Genomic DNA, 15,374 nt, shown 5'->3' on the forward strand with positions numbered 1-15,374 from the left:
GTTGCCGTTTTTAGTGTTTGTTCCCTCTCCCCGAGGGAGAGTGCCAGGGTGAGGGCATCAGGCCGCACAAGATAAAAGCAAAACGGCAACCTGTGGTTGCCGTTTTTAGTGTTTGTTCCCTCTCCCCGTGGGAGAGGGTCAGGGTGAGGGCATCAGGCCGCACCAACTTACCCCGTCACAGCCTCTTCAACCGGCGGTTTCTCCAGCAGCGTCAGCATGGTGTTGGCAATCTCGCGCTCGCCCATCACCACCTTATCTGCCCCGCGCTCGGTAATGTACTCCACCTCGTCGTCATAGTGCGCCCGGGCGATAATCTCAATCGTTGGGCACTTCGCGCGCGCGGAAGCCACAATCTCGCCCGCTTCATAGCCGTTAGGTATGGTCAGCAGCAGCCAGCGCGCGCAGTCCAGATGCGCCAGATTCATTATCTCTTCGTTTGCCGCATTGCCCAGCACCGCACGAATCCCGCGCTCGCGCAGCTCGTCGACGCGGGTGCGTGAGGTTTCAATCACCACCAGCGGAATGCCCTGCGCCATTAGTTTCTCACCGAGCAGGCTGCCCACGCGGCCAAAGCCGACCAGCAGGGCGTGATTGCAAATATCCACCGGGATCTGCTTCTCTTCTTCGATGGCCTCTTCGAGCGTCTGTTCTTCCAGCGTTTCGGTTTTATCGAGGTATTTTTCCAGCAGGGCAAACAGCACCGGGTTCAGCATAATCGACAGGATTGCCCCCGCCAGCACCAGGTTTTGTCCCGCCTGCGGCAGCAGGTTCAGGGCCATGCCCAGACCGGCCAGAATAAAGGCGAACTCACCGATCTGCGCCAGGCTGGCGGCGATGGTCAACGCCGTACGAGGGGAGTGGCCGAACATTCTCACCAGGAAGAAGGCGGCGAGCGACTTACCAAAGATGATGATCGCCAGCGTACCCAGCACGGCCAGCGGCTGGTGAATCAGGACCATCGGGTCAAACAGCATCCCGACGGAGACGAAGAACAGCACGGCGAAGGCATCGCGCAGCGGCAGCGTGTCGTGCGCCGCACGGTGGCTCAGCTCGGACTCGTTCAGCACCATCCCGGCGAAGAACGCGCCCAGGGCAAAGGAGACATCAAACAGCTCTACGGCACCAAAAGCGATACCCAGCGCCAGCGCCAGCACGGAGAGGGTAAACAGCTCGCGTGAGCCGGTTGCCGCGCTGCGGGACATGATCCACGGCACCAGACGGCGTCCCACCAGCATCATGATGGCGATAAACGCCACTACCTTACCGATGGTGATACTCATATCCAGCGCCAGCGAGGCCAGGCCGACGTTGTCTTTTTCCATCATCCCGGCGACGGCTGGCAGCAGCACCAGCGTCAGGACCATGACCAGGTCTTCCACAATCAGCCAGCCTATCGCGATTTGCCCGCGCTGGCTGTCTATCAGCTGTCTCTCTTCAAGCGCGCGCAGCAGCACCACGGTGCTGGCGGTTGAGAGACACAGCCCAAATACGATACCGGTCATTAACGACCAGCCCAGCACCGCCGAAAGCGCCATCCCCAGCAGCGTCGCCACCCCAATCTGGGCGATCGCTCCCGGTATGGCGATCGACTTTACCGCCATCAGATCCTTCAGGGAGAAGTGCAGGCCGACGCCAAACATCAGCAGAATCACGCCCAATTCCGCCAGCTCAGGGGCCAGCTTGGTATCCGCCACGAAGCCTGGCGTAAACGGTCCCGCCAGTACACCCGCTAACAGATAGCCGACAAGAGGAGAAATACGCAGCTTATTGGCAATCATGCCGAGGATAAAAGCGAGCACAAGTCCACCAACAATGGTGGTGATAAGCGGTGTGGCGTGGTGCATTCCGTCTCCTTTCGTTGTGGGTGTTCCTTTTTGGCGAAAACCAAAAAACCGAGTAATAGTTTATGACAATTTTTACCCTTATGTTTATGAATTATTGTTGAAGTTTGAATAAAACAGCAATATGTACGTAAAAAAGCGCGTTTTGATAAATTCAGCGAGGGGATGAAGAAGAAACCCTTATGGCATCAGGGTATCAGGTAGCCAAAGTTAAACTTTGGCTACCCGTAATTTACGCTTTGTGACGGTTATCAGGCAGGAATATGGTCAACATCCCAAGAAGCGGCAGGAAAGCGCAGATTTTATAAACCAGGAAGATGCTGGTGTGATCCGCCACCATCCCCAACACCGCCGCGCCCAGCCCGCCCATGCCGAAGGCGAAACCGAAAAAGAGCCCGGAAACCATACCGATACGGCCAGGCAGCAGCTCCTGGGCATAGACCAGAATGGCGGAAAAGGCGGATGCGAGGATAAAACCAATGATCACGGTTAAAATCCCCGTCCATTCAAGGCTGGCGTACGGCAAAATAAGGGTAAACGGCGCCACGCCGAGGATAGAGCCCCAAATGACATATTTACGCCCAATCTTATCACCCACAGGCCCGCCAATAAACGTACCGGCCGCGACGGCGAACAGGAAGGCAAACAGGTGGATCTGCGCATTCTGTACCGATAATCCGAATTTTTGCATCAGATAAAAGGTGTAATAGCTGCTGATGCTCGCCATATAGAAGTATTTCGAGAAAATCAGTACCAGCAGCACGGAAACCGCCAGGATAACCTTGTTGCGCGGCAGGGGATTGATAACCTTCGCTTTAGGTTTACCTTTATTCACGCGATGCTGAGCGGCATACCAGCGGCTTATCTGCGCCAGCACGATGATCGCCAGCAGCGCGGCCAGTACAAACCAGGCCACGTTGCCTTTACCATAAGGGGCAATAATCACCGCGGCCAGCAGCGGGCCGAGAGAGCTACCAAAGTTGCCGCCTACCTGGAAGAGAGACTGCGCCAGCCCGTGACGTCCCCCGGAGGCCATGCGCGCCACGCGGGAAGACTCCGGATGGAAAACGGACGAGCCGGTACCCACCAGCGCGGCGGCAATCAGCACGGCTTCAAAGCTCCCCGCCATGGCCAGCAGCACCAGCCCGCTTAGGGTGAAGCACATGCCTATCGGCAGCGACCACGGCATCGGGTATTTATCCGTCCAGTAGCCGACCACCGGCTGCAGCAGTGAGGAAGCCAGCTGAAAGGTCAGGGTGATCATCCCGATCTGCACGAAGGTGAGTGAGAACTCGGACTGCAGCAGCGGATAAATGGCCAGAATCAACGACTGGATCATGTCGTTGAGCAGGTGCGAGAGACTGATTGCGCCTAAGACTTTAAAGGAGGTGCGCGACGCCGGCGCGCCCGAAATGGGCTGGGTTGATTCACTGATTGCCATAGAGAGAAGTACCACGTTTTTCGTTATTAGAGATGCAGGGTGTAATTATTATCCGACTAACATACCCGCCCGGGACATTTGAAGAAAGTCGCAATTCTGAAAACTTATTTGTCTATTCTTGTTAGTCACTGTAATTTTTGCCTTTGTCTATTGGTCAGGGAGAGAGAAGATGAAGTTAATGAAGCGGGGCGTCGCGCTGGCGCTCATCGCCGCATGGGGCCTGGTAAGCCTGCCCGCGCAGGCGTATGAAAAAGACAAAACCTATAAAATCACCATTCTGCATACCAACGATCACCACGGTCATTTCTGGCGCAGCGAATACGGCGAATATGGCCTGTCGGCACAAAAAACGCTGGTGGACGGCATTCGTAAAGAGGTGGCGGCCCAGGGCGGCAGCGTGCTGCTGCTGTCGGGGGGGGATATCAATACCGGCGTGCCGGAATCCGATTTACAGGACGCGGAACCTGATTTTCGCGGCATGAACCTGATTGGCTACGACGCGATGGCCGTGGGTAACCACGAGTTCGATAATCCGCTGACCGTGCTGCGTCAGCAGGAAAAATGGGCCAAATTTCCCTTCCTCTCCGCCAATATTTACCAGAAAAGCACCGGCGAACGTCTGTTTAAGCCGTGGGCGCTGTTTAAGCGCCAGGATCTGAAAATTGCGGTCATCGGCTTAACCACTGACGATACGGCGAAAATTGGCAACCCCGAGTTCTTTACCGATATCGAATTCCGCAAACCGGCAGACGAAGCGAAGCTGGTAATTCAGGAGCTGCAGCAAAACGAGAAGCCGGACGTGATTATCGCCACCACGCACATGGGGCACTACGACAACGGCGAGCACGGCTCTAACGCGCCCGGCGACGTGGAAATGGCGCGCAGCCTGCCCGCGGGCTCGCTGGCAATGATTGTGGGCGGTCACTCACAGGATCCGGTGTGCATGGCCTCGGAGAACAAAAAGCAGGTGGACTACGTGCCGGGCACGCCGTGCGCGCCGGACCGTCAGAACGGTATCTGGATTGTTCAGGCGCACGAGTGGGGCAAATACGTCGGCCGGGCGGATTTCGAGTTCCGTAACGGCGAAATGAAGCTGGTTCATTATCAGCTCATCCCGGTCAACCTGAAGAAGAAAGTCACCTACCCGGACGGGAAAAGTGAGCGCGTACTCTTCACGCCAGAGATCGCTGAAAACCAGCAGATGCTCTCCCTGCTGACGCCGTTCCAGAACAAAGGCAAGGCGCAGCTGGACGTGAAAATCGGCACGCTGAACGGTCGTCTGGAGGGGGACCGCAGTAAAGTTCGCTTCGTGCAGACCAACATGGGGCACCTGGTGCTGGCGGCGCAAATGGCGCGTACCGGCGCTGACTTCGGCGTGATGAGCGGCGGCGGTATTCGTGATTCCATCGAGGGCGGAAACATTACCTATAAAGACGTCCTGAAGGTGCAGCCGTTCGGCAACGTGGTGGTCTATGCGGACATGAGCGGGAAAGAGGTGATTGACTACCTGACCGCCGTGGCGCAGATGAAGCCGGATTCCGGGGCCTATCCGCAGTTTGCTAACGTCAGCTTCGTCGCGAAAGACGGCAAGCTTAATGACCTGAAGATCAAAGGCGAACCGGTTGACCCGGCCAAGACTTACCGTCTGGCGACGTTAAGCTTTAACGCCACCGGCGGCGACGGCTATCCGCACATTGATAACAAACCGGGCTACGTAAATACCGGCTTTATTGATGCGGAAGTGCTGAAGCAGTTCATCGAGCAGAATTCGCCGATTGACGTGAATGCCTACGAGCCGAAAGGTGAGGTGAGCTGGCAGTAGTGGTGTGCGGCCTGATGCCCTCACCCCAACCCTCTCCCACCGGGAGAGGGTGCGAACACAAAAAACGGTAACGCCTGTTACCGTTTTGCTTTTACCTCGCAGCCGCTACCGGGCAATTTTCTCAATCCCGCCGCGCAATATCCGCAAACTTCGCGTCCAGCATTTTCGCCAGGTCGCCCGCCGCCAGCTCGATATCCAGCCCGCGTTTGCCGCCGGATATAAAGATGGTTTCAAACTCTTGTGAAGGGGCATCAATCAGCGTCGGCAGGCGTTTTTTCTGCCCGAGCGGACTGATCCCGCCCACCAGATAGCCCGTAGTGCGCTGCGCCACCATCGGATCCGCCATATCCACCTTCTTCGCCCCCAGCGCTTTGGCGACTTTCTTCAGATCCAGCTGCCCCGCCACCGGAGTAACCGCGACGGCGAGGTGTTTCATATCGCCATTCACCGCCACCAGCAGCGTTTTATAAACCTGGTCAGCATTCAGCCCCAGCTTGCGCACCACTTCATCACCAAAGTTAGTTTCATTCGGATCGTGATCGTAAGTGTGGATCCGGAAAGAAATGTTGTTTTTTTCGAGTAATTTAACGGCGGGAGTCATAGCTATCCTTCTTACGACAGACAAATCATGCCCACAGCATACGCCTGACGTTTGTCTAAAAAATAGCACCATCTTGCGCAATAGTATTGGCAGTGATGGTCACTTTGAGCGACAATCGGCTCAACCGAAGGTCTCCTTCGGCATAATAAAAACGATGAAATTCCTCTTTGACGGGCCAATAGAAATATTGGCCATTTTTTTATTTCAACAGTGACGGCAAATTCCCTTCCCCGTACAAATGTAACGCCCCAACCGCCACCACGTAATGCCCCGCGGGCAAAGCATGCAGCGTCTGCCGCCAGGCTTTGTTGCGCGCGTTCATCAGCACATCATACAGCGATTCGCTGAACGTCGACGGTAACGCCAGCTTGCCGTCCGCAGGCGGCGCGTCCAGCCACCAGCCAATCATGGTCTGCAGCAGGCGCGCGTTGGTGTGCCAGTGGGTCAACGTATCATCCAGCAGCATCAGGCCGTCGTCGGGAAGCTGTCGCAGAAGCGCAATCTGGCTGTCCGTCCCTTCCAGCTCGATGACGGGCAGGCTGCGCGCCCTTGCCGCGTTCAGCAGCTGATAATCAATGCCGTAGTCACCGCGCAGTCCCAGACGCTGCGCCTGCGTGGCCTGCAGCACCATCGCAATTTGCCAGAGCGGCAGGGTGTCAATCATGGAGAGCGACACGCCCGTCTCATCGGCGACGCGCGTAAGTTCCGCAAGCTGGGTTTCATTCAGGCGTTCCGCCAGACTGAGATCGCTTTCCAGCCCGGCAAACGGCGACTCCTGACCCGAAATGTCCGCCTCAACGACCAGCGCGTCGGCGCGTTTCAGCAGTTTAATCAGCCCGGGTGGCAGGGGAGACATATCCTGTGTACCCATATGGATGCTGCCGACCAGATGCAGGTGCTGCCCGCCGGGGAGAGAGATATCCAGACCGGGCCAGGCGTAACGGCGAGGAAAGAGGGCGCGAAACGATGCTTTTATACGATTAAACAGACCCATACGCGCTCCATGAATGGAAAGGTTCATGCTAGCGCGTACGGGTACAAGGTTCAATCCTTCGGTTTAAAGCGCAGCAGACGGTTGGCGTTGCTCACCACGGTAATGGAGGAGAGCGCCATCGCCGCGCCCGCGACCACCGGATTAAGCAGCGTGCCGGTCAGCGGCCATAAAATCCCGGCCGCGATTGGGATACCGAGGGTGTTATAGACGAACGCTCCCAGTAAGTTCTGCTTCATGTTGCGCAGCGTGGCTTTTGAAATGGCCAGCGCGTCGGCAACGCCCATCAGGCTATGGCGCATCAGCGTAATCGCAGCGGTTTCGATGGCGACATCGCTCCCGCCACCCATGGCAATCCCCACGTCCGCCTGGGCCAGCGCCGGGGCATCGTTGATGCCGTCGCCGACCATCGCCACCTGACGACCCTGACTTTGCAGCTTCTTGATGGCGTCCGCTTTACCGTCCGGCAGCACGCCTGCAATGACCTCATCAATTCCGGCTTCTTTCGCGATGGCGTTGGCCGTTGTCGGATTGTCCCCGGTCAGCATCACCAGACGATAGCCCGCACGGTGCAGACGCTGCAGGGCGTCCACGCTGTCCTGGCGAAGCGGATCGCGCACGGCCAGCAGCGCGGCGGCTTTGCCATCTATCGCCAGCAGAACCGGCGTGGCGCCCTGAGACGCCTGCGCCTTCAGCTCGCTTTCCAGCTCGGCGGTATCAATACCGTTTTCATTGAGCAATGCCTGGTTACCCAGCAGCAGCGCGTGGCCTTCTGCTTCACCGCTGACGCCGAGCCCGCGCAGGGTGCGGAAATTGCTCACCTGCGGCAGGGCAGATGCATTGGCTTTATCGAGAATGGCGCGCGCCAGAGGATGGCTGGAGCCTTGCTCCAGCGCGGCGGCGAGGCGCAGCGCCTCCTCTTTCGTAATGCCTGCGGTAGTGACGGCCACCACCTGCGGTTTGCCTTCGGTCAGCGTGCCGGTTTTATCAAACACCAGCGTGTCCAGGGTGCTGGCCCGCTGCAGCGCGTCCGCGTCCCGCACCAGTACGCCAAATTCGGCCGCGCGGCCTACGCCGGAGATAATTGACATCGGCGTCGCCAGGCCAAGGGCGCAAGGACAGGCGATGATCAGCACCGTGGTGGCGATCACCAGGGTGTAAACAATCTGCGGTGCCGGGCCGAAGAAATACCAGATCGCCGCGCTCAGCAGGGCAATGCCGACCACCACCGGCACAAAAATGGCCGAGATTTTGTCTGCAAGCTGGCCAATTTCCGGCTTGCTGCTCTGGGCCTGACGCACCATGCGGATAATACGCGACAGCGTCGTGTGGCTGCCGACGGCGCTGGCGGTAAACAGCACGCTGCCGTCCTGCACCACCGTACCCGCATGAACGGCGTCGCCGTCTGATTTCTGCTGGGGGATGGGCTCGCCGGTCAGCATCGCTTCATCCAGCCAGGCTTCGCCCTGGGTTATCTTGCCGTCAACGGGAACCCGGTCGCCGGTGGTCAGGCGCAGCGTCATGCCGGGCTGAACTTCCGCCAGCGGGACGCTTTTCTCCCCCTCGTCCGTGACCACGCGAGCCGTCGGCGGGGTTAAATCAAGCAATCTTTCCAGCGCTTTCGAGGAGCGCTGACGGGCGCGGGCTTCCAGCATATGGCCCAGGTTAATCAGGCCGATAATCATCGCGCTCGCTTCATAGTAGAGATGGCGCGCCTCCATTGGGAACCACTGGGGCCAGACGTTCACGCTCATCGAATAGAGCCACGCCGCGCCGGTACCGAGCGCCACCAGCGTATCCATCGTCGCGGTGCGGTTTTTCAGGCTCTTCCAGGCGCTAGTGTAAAAATGCCAGCCTGCAAACACCATCACCGCAAGGGTAATCAGGCCAATCACCAGCCACAGCGTGCGGTTGTCGTCGGTGACCATCATGTTGTCACCCATCATGCCCCACACCATCACCGGAATACCCACCAGCAGGGCGACAATCGCCTGCCAGCGGAAGCGCTTCATGGTGGCGATAGCCGTTTCCTGCTGGCGCTCGCGGCGTTCGGCATCATCTTCGATGGCCTCTGCGCCATAGCCCGCTTTCTCAACGGCCTGCACTAAATCTGCGGCGGAGGCGCTGCCCATCACCAGCGCAGTGCGCTCCGCGAGGTTTACCCGTGCCTGCGCGACGCCCGGTACCGCCTGCAAGGCGTTTTGTACCCGGGAGACGCAGCTGGCGCAGCTCATGCCGTTGATTAGCAGCTGTTGGCTGTCATCAATATCATCAGCTGCCGGAAGCTCAGGAGTGGCCGCTGTCAGCGCTTCCGACGGGGATGATGACTCTGCCAGCGGTTTAGCCTTTGGGTGGCTTAACTCCGCCCCGTAACCGGCCTGCTTGATGGTATCAATCAGCGCATCCGCGCTGGCGCTGCCGGTGACGGCTGCATGATCGATAGTCACGTCAGCGCTTTCAACGTCAGGGCGCTGTTCCAGGCTTTCTTTAACGCGTTTGACGCAGTGGCCGCATGAGAGGCCGTCCAGTGTCAGGTCGATAGTGTGAGACATAACAAAACTCCCGTATAATGATCTGGTCAGTTGTTGACCGATACAGTGCTTTTCACTGACTGTTATAAAGGTTAAACCTTCCATCAAGGGGAAGGTCAAGGGGGAAATGTGAATATCAGTGACGTGGCAAAAAAAACCGGCTTAACCAGCAAGGCAATCCGCTTTTATGAAGAGAAGGGGCTGGTGACGCCACCGCTGCGCAGCGAAAACGGCTACCGCAGCTACACGCAGCTGCATCTGGATGAACTGACGCTGCTGCGCCAGGCAAGACAGGTCGGTTTTAATCTGGAAGAGTGCGGCGAGCTGGTAAACCTGTTCAACGATCCGAAGCGTCACAGCGCCGACGTGAAAAAACGCACGCTGGAAAAAGTGGCCGAGATTGAACGCCACATCATTGAGCTGCAGGCGATGCGCGAACAGCTGCTGCAGCTCGCGGAATCCTGTCCGGGGGATGACAGCGCCGACTGCCCGATTATCGACAATCTTGCCGGCTGCTGTCATCGTAAGGCTTCTGCTTAGCAGGCTTTCACCCGCAGGGTAATGCCTTCCACAGCAATGACCTCAACCCGCGTGCCGGCGCTGAGGTCGTCGTCGGCGACCACCGGCCACGAGCTGTCGCCCACGCGCATATGCCCGCGCCCGTTTACCAGCGCGGTGTCGAGCGTAAAACGCTTGCCGACAATCTGCTGTCCGCGCTGGTTGAGGTGCGCGTCCAGCGGTTTTTGCTCGTTAACCCGCCGGTTTAGCCAGCGCCACCACAGCCACGCGGCCACCAGCGTGAGCACGGCAAACAGTGCGCCCTGCCACGCCCAGTCCAGGGGAAGGATCCAGACCAGAAGGCCCGTAATGACGGCGGCAACACCGCTCCAGAGCAGGTAGCCGTTGCCGCCCAGCATCTCCGCCGCCAGCAATAAGCCACCGAGGCTTAGCCAGAAGGCGTGAGGATGTGCAACAATCAGCTCAATCATTTTTTACGCTCGTTTCCGCTGTCTTTAATCAGCTCGGCAATACCGGCGATAGAGCCCATCAGGCTGCTGGCTTCCAGCGGCATCATCACCACTTTGCTGTTGTTCGCGGAGCCTATCTCTTTCAGCGCATCGGTATATTTTTGCGCGACAAAGTAGTTCACGGCCTGGATGTCACCTGCGGCAATCGCCTCAGACACCATCTGAGTGGCGCGGGCTTCCGCTTCGGCTGAACGTTCACGCGCTTCTGCCTGTAAGAACGCGGACTGACGATCGCCTTCCGCTTTCAGGATCTGCGACTGCTTTTCCCCTTCCGCTTTGAGGATCTCCGCCTGACGCACCCCTTCGGCTTCCAGAATATAGGCGCGCTTGGTTCGCTCGGCCTTCATCTGGGCGTTCATGGAGGCGATCAGCTCAGCCGGCGGACGCACGTCGCGGATCTCGATACGGGTGACTTTGATCCCCCACGGGTTGGTTGCCTCATCGACAATGTGCAGCAGGCGGGTATTGATGCTGTCGCGCTGGGAAAGCATCTCGTCCAGCTCCATCGAGCCGAGCACGGTACGGATGTTGGTCATCGTCAGGTTGACGATCGCCAGCTCAAGGTTGCTGACCTCATAGGCCGCTTTCGGCGCATCAATCACCTGAATAAAGCAGACGGCGTCGATGGTGACGTTGGCGTTATCCTTGGAGATGATCTCCTGAGACGGAATGTCCAGTACCTGTTCCATCATGTTGATCTTGCGACCAATCCGGTCCATGAACGGAACAATCAGGCTTAAGCCCGGCTGGAGGGTATTGGTGTAGCGACCGAAACGCTCGACGGTCCACTGATAACCCTGAGGGACAATTTTGACGCCTGCGCCCACGATAACCAGCGCAACGAAAATAAGGACAGGAACAACGATAAGCATAAAAACCTCCTGTTTTGCATGCTGTGACGAGTGAAAGTGTGTATTTATTGCTCGTAAGTATAGGTAAAGTCAGAGATGAATCCATCACCCGCTTCGGCAATGGCTTTCGATAATCCCTGGTAGTACTTCTCCAGCCCCAGCGCTTCGATACGCTGGATCTGTTCGCGGATAGGGGCGCAGAACAGAACGGCATTCCCCGCTTCTACGCGTTTGTTATTCGGTGGAAGATCGCCCGCGATGGCCTTGAACCACGTCCTGATACCCTGCTTTAAATTATGCGGCGCTTTAGTCAGGTTATCCATGCCCGTCAGGACCTGCAGAGTAGGAAACTCATCGGCCAGCACGGCGGTTTTCATGCGCGCAAAGAACTGGCTGAACAATTCAAACGATCCCAGATCGGTCACGCGCGGTTTGGTCGTTTTGCCGTTTTTATTGCCGATTTTCCCTGCGGCTGATGCTGCGGCCGGAACCGCATTCACCTTTTCCAGCTCCAGTCCGAATAACAAATTACAGTGCGCGCGGCGCTCTTTCAGCGGGTAGGACATCAGCACGTCAATGAATTGGGTGGCCTTTACATCCGCAAGATCGTGGTTGATAAGCCACTGGGTACGAGAAAATTCAGCCGGAGAGACGAACCAGTCGGGTACTTCATTGAAACGTTTTGATTTTCCCTTGCCGTCAAATTCCAGGAAGTGTGTCCCGTTGCCGAAGGCGAAATAGCAATTTTTGAAACTGCCAATCGTGGTGTTCACGATGAGCGCCTTCTTAACAAAATCCACCACCTCTGCACCAATGACAAAACGCGTGAGTTCCGAAGATTTGATGACTTCCATTAATGTTTCGACATCAGGAACACCAGGCTTCAGGGAAGGAAACTCATAAAAGATATGTGCCATGCTGCTTACTTCCTGTAGTGATGGTGGAGACAAATGACAAACAAAAAGTTTAACACTTGCTTTAGCGTGAGGCTATTCGCTCTGTGCGCACGAAAGGATTATGCTACAGGCGGTTATTACACGAAGCGGTTAACGGAAGCGTAATGAACGATAAAAAAGAACTATTACATCTCAGGGATATTGGATTTCGTGCCGGAGAAAACATTATTCTTCAGCACGTCGGGTTTAGCCTGTCGCCGGGCGAGTTTAAATTAATCACGGGCCCTTCAGGCTGCGGTAAAAGCACGCTGCTGAAAATTGTGGCCTCACTCCTCAGCCCGACGGAGGGCACCCTTCTGTTTGAAGGACAGGATATCGCAACACTGTCCCCGGAAAACTATCGCCAGCAGGTCTCCTACTGCGTGCAAACCCCCGCGCTTTTTGGCGATACGGTTTATGACAACCTGATTTTCCCGTGGCAAATCCGCAATAAAACGCCGGAGCCGGAAAAGTTTATCAGCGATCTTGCCCGCTTTGGTCTGGCGCAGGAGACGTTAACCAAATCCATCTCTGCGCTGTCGGGCGGAGAAAAGCAGCGCGTCTCGCTGATCCGCAACCTGCAGTTTTTACCGAAGGTGCTTTTGCTGGACGAAATTACCAGCGCGCTCGATGACGTCAACAAACGCAACGTTAACGAGATTATTCATCGCTACGCCCGGGAGCAGAATATTGCCGTGCTGTGGGTGACGCACGACGCTAATGAAATAACCCATGCGGATGATGTGATTACGCTTCAGCCGCACGGCGGGAAAATGCAGGAGGCTAACCGTGGGTGAGCATAACATTACCAATGAATCACTGGCGTTTTCGATGGTGCTGGTGCTGATTGCGATTGTAGTCAGCTACCGGGAAAAGCTGGGGCTGGAAAAAGATATTGTGTGGAGTATCTGCCGCGCGGTGGTTCAGCTCATCATCGTCGGCTATGTGCTGAAGTATATTTTCAACGTCAACCACGCTGTGCTGACGCTGCTGATGGTGCTCTTTATCTGTTTCAACGCGGCGTGGAATGCGAAAAAACGCAGTAAATATATAGATAAGGCGTTTATCTCTTCGTTTATCGCTATTACCACCGGGACGGCGCTCACGCTGGCGGTGCTGGTGCTCTCCGGCTCGATTGCCTTTACGCCGATGCAGGTTATCCCTATCTCAGGGATGATCGCGGGGAACGCCATGGTGGCCGTTGGGCTGTGTTATAACAATCTCGGCCAGCGCTTCAGCAGTGAACAGCAGCAGCTTCAGGAGAAGTTAAGCCTGGGAGCGACGCCTAAAGTGGCCTCGGCGCGGCTGATTCGTGAGAGCATTCGCTCATCGCTGATCCCAACGGTCGATTCAGCCAAAACGGTGGGGCTGGTGAGCCTGCCGGGCATGATGTCGGGGCTGATTTTTGCAGGTATCGATCCGGTAAAAGCGATTAAGTATCAGATCATGGTGACGTTTATGCTGCTTTCCACGGCAAGCCTGTCAACCATCATTGCCTGCTACCTGACCTATCGGAAGTTCTACAACGCGCGTCACCAGCTGGTGGTGACGCAATTAAAGAAAACGGATTAAGCCTGTTTTGTAGGCCCGGTAAGCGTTAGCGCCACCGGGCATTTTTTTGTTAGTACAGCAGCGCGTAAAGCTGACGGCGATACTTCGACGCCAGCGCGTCTCCGGTGCCCAGCGCGGCCAGAATTTCCTGGAACATCTTACGCACCTGACCGTCTGCGGCTGCCAGGTCTTTTTGCAGGTGGCTGAACAGCAGCTCCAGCGCCTCTTCGTTACGCCCGACCTGGTGCAGCTGCAGCGCCAGCTGGCTTGCCAGCGCAGCGTCGGCCGGGTTGTCGGCAACCTGCTGCTGCAGCTGCTGAATTTCCGGGGTGTCCGCGGCCTGTTTCAGCAGCTCAATCTGCGCGACCAGACCCTGATAGCGGGTGTCCTGATCCTGCAGCGGAACCGTCTTGAGTACGGCTTCCGCGTCTTCTGAACGGTGCAGGGCGATCTGCGTTTCCGCAAGCAGCAGGCCGATCTGGCTATTCTGATTCGACAGCTGCCACGCCTCTTTGAGCAGCGGCAGCGCTTCGTCGTATTTACCTTCCTGCATCAGCGCCATGCCTTCCTGCGCTTTCAGCTCTTCTTCGCGCGGCAGCACTTTATCCAGCAGGGCGCGAATCGCCTCTTCCGGCTGCGGCCCCTGGAAGCCATCAACGGGCTGACCGTTCTGGAACAGATAGACGGTAGGAATGGCGCGCAGACCAAACTGAGACGCCACCATCGGCTCGGCGTCACAGTCCAGCTTGGCGAGAATGAACTGACCGTTGTACTGGGCAGCAAGGCTTTCCAGCACCGGCGTCAGCTGCAGGCAGTGTTGGCTGCGTTCAGACCAGAAGTAGAACAGGATCGGTTTGGTCATCGACTGTTCAAGGGTCTGTTGCAGGTTAGCTTCTGTAATATTGACGATATTCTGTACGGACATGCGGCTTTCTCTTTTGTCGGTTTGTTCTTTACATGGGGATGAGCGTCGTCGCTTCAACTCAACCGTGCAAAATTTTGTCCATCATCCGGCCCGGCAGCAGGCGCTTTAACCAGCCTACGGCGTGGGTGACCAGCGTTACCGGATAGCGCATTTTGGGATGTTCGCTCTCAAAAGCATGGCGCACTTTGGCCACCACCGCCTCTGGCCCGAGGGTAAAACGTGCGGCGATGCCGGGGTTTTCGACCGGCTTATCTGCCTGCGTCTGGTTCACGTTTTCGGTAAAGCGGGTGCGGATCGGGCCGGGTTCAATCAGGCTGACCTTGATGCCGCTGTGGCGCAGCTCCATGCGCAGGGCGTCGGACCAGGCCTCCAGCGCATATTTGCTGGCGGCGTAGGCGCCGCGGCCGGGGGTGGAAATCAGCCCCATCACTGACGATGTCATCACGATGCGCCCTTCACCGTGCGGCAGCATCGCGGGGAGCAGACGCATGGTGAGCTGATGCACGCCGAAGAAGTTGGTCGAAAACTGTTTCTCCAGCGTTTCGCGGGAGAGCGTATCCAGCGGGCCATACACGCCGTAGCCGGCATTGTTAAAGAGCCCGTACAGACGATTGTCGGTCAGCGCGATCACTTCATCGGCGGCGCGTTCAACGCTCTCCGGCGAGTCCATATCCAGCAGCACGCCGGTAAAGCCCAGCCCGTTCATGCGTTCGACATCGTCGGGTTTGCGACAGGCCGCCAGCACCCGAAACCCCTGGCGCTTCAGTTCGAGCGCGCTTTCCAGGCCGATTCCACTGGAACATCCTGTAATTAAGACCGATTTTTGCATAACTTTACCTGTCAGGATCTCCGCTTAA

At 57.1% G+C, this 15,374-nt stretch carries 14 protein-coding genes; 4 read left to right on the top strand and 10 right to left on the bottom strand.

All coding sequences use genetic code 11. The features are described from left to right. Positions 1-167: 167 nt before the first annotated feature. Positions 168-1,844: a YbaL family putative K(+) efflux transporter gene (ybaL, locus tag SPG90_RS00945; protein WP_059446552.1), complete on the bottom strand. Its 1,677-nt coding sequence runs from the start codon at positions 1,842-1,844 to the stop codon at positions 168-170. Positions 1,845-2,073: 229 nt separating this feature from the next. Continuing rightward, positions 2,074-3,282, bottom strand: a complete 1,209-nt coding sequence (locus SPG90_RS00950) for an MFS transporter (protein WP_126302946.1) — start codon at positions 3,280-3,282, stop codon at positions 2,074-2,076. 169 nt (positions 3,283-3,451) lie between these two features. Between SPG90_RS00950 and ushA the strand changes: the two genes are divergently transcribed. After that, positions 3,452-5,104, top strand: a complete 1,653-nt coding sequence (ushA, locus tag SPG90_RS00955; protein WP_045400745.1) for a bifunctional UDP-sugar hydrolase/5'-nucleotidase UshA — start codon at positions 3,452-3,454, stop codon at positions 5,102-5,104. A gap of 121 nt (positions 5,105-5,225) precedes the next feature. Here the strand turns inward: ushA and ybaK are convergent, their stop codons facing one another. The 3 genes from ybaK to copA form a co-directional block, all read right to left on the bottom strand. Further along, the gene (gene ybaK, locus SPG90_RS00960) at positions 5,226-5,705 is read right to left on the bottom strand and encodes a Cys-tRNA(Pro)/Cys-tRNA(Cys) deacylase YbaK (protein WP_023310615.1); all 480 of its coding nucleotides are present in this window, start codon (positions 5,703-5,705) and stop codon (positions 5,226-5,228) included. A 199-nt stretch (positions 5,706-5,904) separates the two neighbouring features. Continuing rightward, entirely contained in the window at positions 5,905-6,699 is a 795-nt protein-coding gene (locus SPG90_RS00965) for a TraB/GumN family protein (RefSeq protein ID WP_126302945.1), read from the bottom strand. 50 nt (positions 6,700-6,749) lie between these two features. Continuing rightward, entirely contained in the window at positions 6,750-9,248 is a 2,499-nt protein-coding gene (gene copA, locus SPG90_RS00970; protein WP_126302944.1) for a copper-exporting P-type ATPase CopA, read from the bottom strand. 108 nt (positions 9,249-9,356) lie between these two features. On the opposite strand from copA, the gene cueR reads away from it, so the two are divergent. After that, positions 9,357-9,767, top strand: coding sequence for a Cu(I)-responsive transcriptional regulator (gene cueR, locus SPG90_RS00975; protein WP_023310618.1), 411 nt, complete (start codon positions 9,357-9,359; stop codon positions 9,765-9,767). Here the strand turns inward: cueR and SPG90_RS00980 are convergent. The 3 genes from SPG90_RS00980 to SPG90_RS00990 are packed head-to-tail and all read right to left on the bottom strand — an operon-like array spanning position 9,764 to position 12,023. Next, positions 9,764-10,216: an NfeD family protein gene (locus SPG90_RS00980; RefSeq protein ID WP_032661457.1), complete on the bottom strand. Its 453-nt coding sequence runs from the start codon at positions 10,214-10,216 to the stop codon at positions 9,764-9,766. The genes cueR and SPG90_RS00980 overlap by 4 nt on opposite strands. Next, a complete protein-coding gene (locus SPG90_RS00985; protein ID WP_032661456.1) occupies positions 10,213-11,127 on the bottom strand; it encodes an SPFH domain-containing protein in 915 nt (304 codons plus the stop codon). The genes SPG90_RS00980 and SPG90_RS00985 overlap by 4 nt, the downstream gene beginning before the upstream one ends. Before the next feature lie 44 nt (positions 11,128-11,171). Continuing rightward, positions 11,172-12,023, bottom strand: a complete 852-nt coding sequence (locus tag SPG90_RS00990) for a hypothetical protein (protein WP_023310621.1) — start codon at positions 12,021-12,023, stop codon at positions 11,172-11,174. 143 nt (positions 12,024-12,166) lie between these two features. On the opposite strand from SPG90_RS00990, the gene fetA reads away from it, so the two are divergent. Continuing rightward, entirely contained in the window at positions 12,167-12,838 is a 672-nt protein-coding gene (gene fetA / locus SPG90_RS00995; RefSeq protein ID WP_045400753.1) for an iron efflux ABC transporter ATP-binding subunit FetA, read from the top strand. Then, positions 12,831-13,613 (top strand): iron efflux ABC transporter permease subunit FetB, encoded by a 783-nt coding sequence (gene fetB, locus SPG90_RS01000; RefSeq protein ID WP_126302942.1) that lies wholly within the window; start codon positions 12,831-12,833, stop codon positions 13,611-13,613. Before fetA ends, fetB begins: the two co-directional genes overlap by 8 nt. 49 nt (positions 13,614-13,662) lie before the next feature. Here the strand turns inward: fetB and SPG90_RS01005 are convergent, their stop codons facing one another. Both SPG90_RS01005 and SPG90_RS01010 read right to left on the bottom strand, forming a co-directional pair. After that, complete coding sequence (locus SPG90_RS01005) at positions 13,663-14,517, bottom strand: co-chaperone YbbN (RefSeq protein ID WP_126302941.1); 855 nt, start codon at positions 14,515-14,517, stop codon at positions 13,663-13,665. A gap of 58 nt (positions 14,518-14,575) precedes the next feature. After that, positions 14,576-15,346 (bottom strand): SDR family oxidoreductase, encoded by a 771-nt coding sequence (locus SPG90_RS01010; RefSeq protein WP_014882827.1) that lies wholly within the window; start codon positions 15,344-15,346, stop codon positions 14,576-14,578. Between the last annotated feature and the right edge of the window lie 28 nt (positions 15,347-15,374).

The organism is Enterobacter sp. D2 (assembly GCF_034427575.1).
In the GTDB taxonomy this organism is placed as follows: Bacteria; Pseudomonadota; Gammaproteobacteria; order Enterobacterales; family Enterobacteriaceae; genus Enterobacter; species Enterobacter cloacae_M.

Excerpts from the sequence above, each read along its gene's own strand:
- ybaL (WP_059446552.1), bottom strand. The coding sequence starts at position 1,844 with ATGCACCACGCCACACCGCTTATCACCACCATTGTTGGTGGACTTGTG.
- SPG90_RS00950 (WP_126302946.1), bottom strand. The coding sequence starts at position 3,282 with ATGGCAATCAGTGAATCAACCCAGCCCATTTCGGGCGCGCCGGCGTCG.
- ushA (WP_045400745.1), top strand. The coding sequence starts at position 3,452 with ATGAAGTTAATGAAGCGGGGCGTCGCGCTGGCGCTCATCGCCGCATGG.
- ybaK (WP_023310615.1), bottom strand. The coding sequence starts at position 5,705 with ATGACTCCCGCCGTTAAATTACTCGAAAAAAACAACATTTCTTTCCGG.
- SPG90_RS00965 (WP_126302945.1), bottom strand. The coding sequence starts at position 6,699 with ATGGGTCTGTTTAATCGTATAAAAGCATCGTTTCGCGCCCTCTTTCCT.
- copA (WP_126302944.1), bottom strand. The coding sequence starts at position 9,248 with ATGTCTCACACTATCGACCTGACACTGGACGGCCTCTCATGCGGCCAC.
- SPG90_RS00980 (WP_032661457.1), bottom strand. The coding sequence starts at position 10,216 with ATGATTGAGCTGATTGTTGCACATCCTCACGCCTTCTGGCTAAGCCTC.
- SPG90_RS00985 (WP_032661456.1), bottom strand. The coding sequence starts at position 11,127 with ATGCTTATCGTTGTTCCTGTCCTTATTTTCGTTGCGCTGGTTATCGTG.
- SPG90_RS00990 (WP_023310621.1), bottom strand. The coding sequence starts at position 12,023 with ATGGCACATATCTTTTATGAGTTTCCTTCCCTGAAGCCTGGTGTTCCT.
- fetA (WP_045400753.1), top strand. The coding sequence starts at position 12,167 with ATGAACGATAAAAAAGAACTATTACATCTCAGGGATATTGGATTTCGT.
- SPG90_RS01005 (WP_126302941.1), bottom strand. The coding sequence starts at position 14,517 with ATGTCCGTACAGAATATCGTCAATATTACAGAAGCTAACCTGCAACAG.
- SPG90_RS01010 (WP_014882827.1), bottom strand. The coding sequence starts at position 15,346 with ATGCAAAAATCGGTCTTAATTACAGGATGTTCCAGTGGAATCGGCCTG.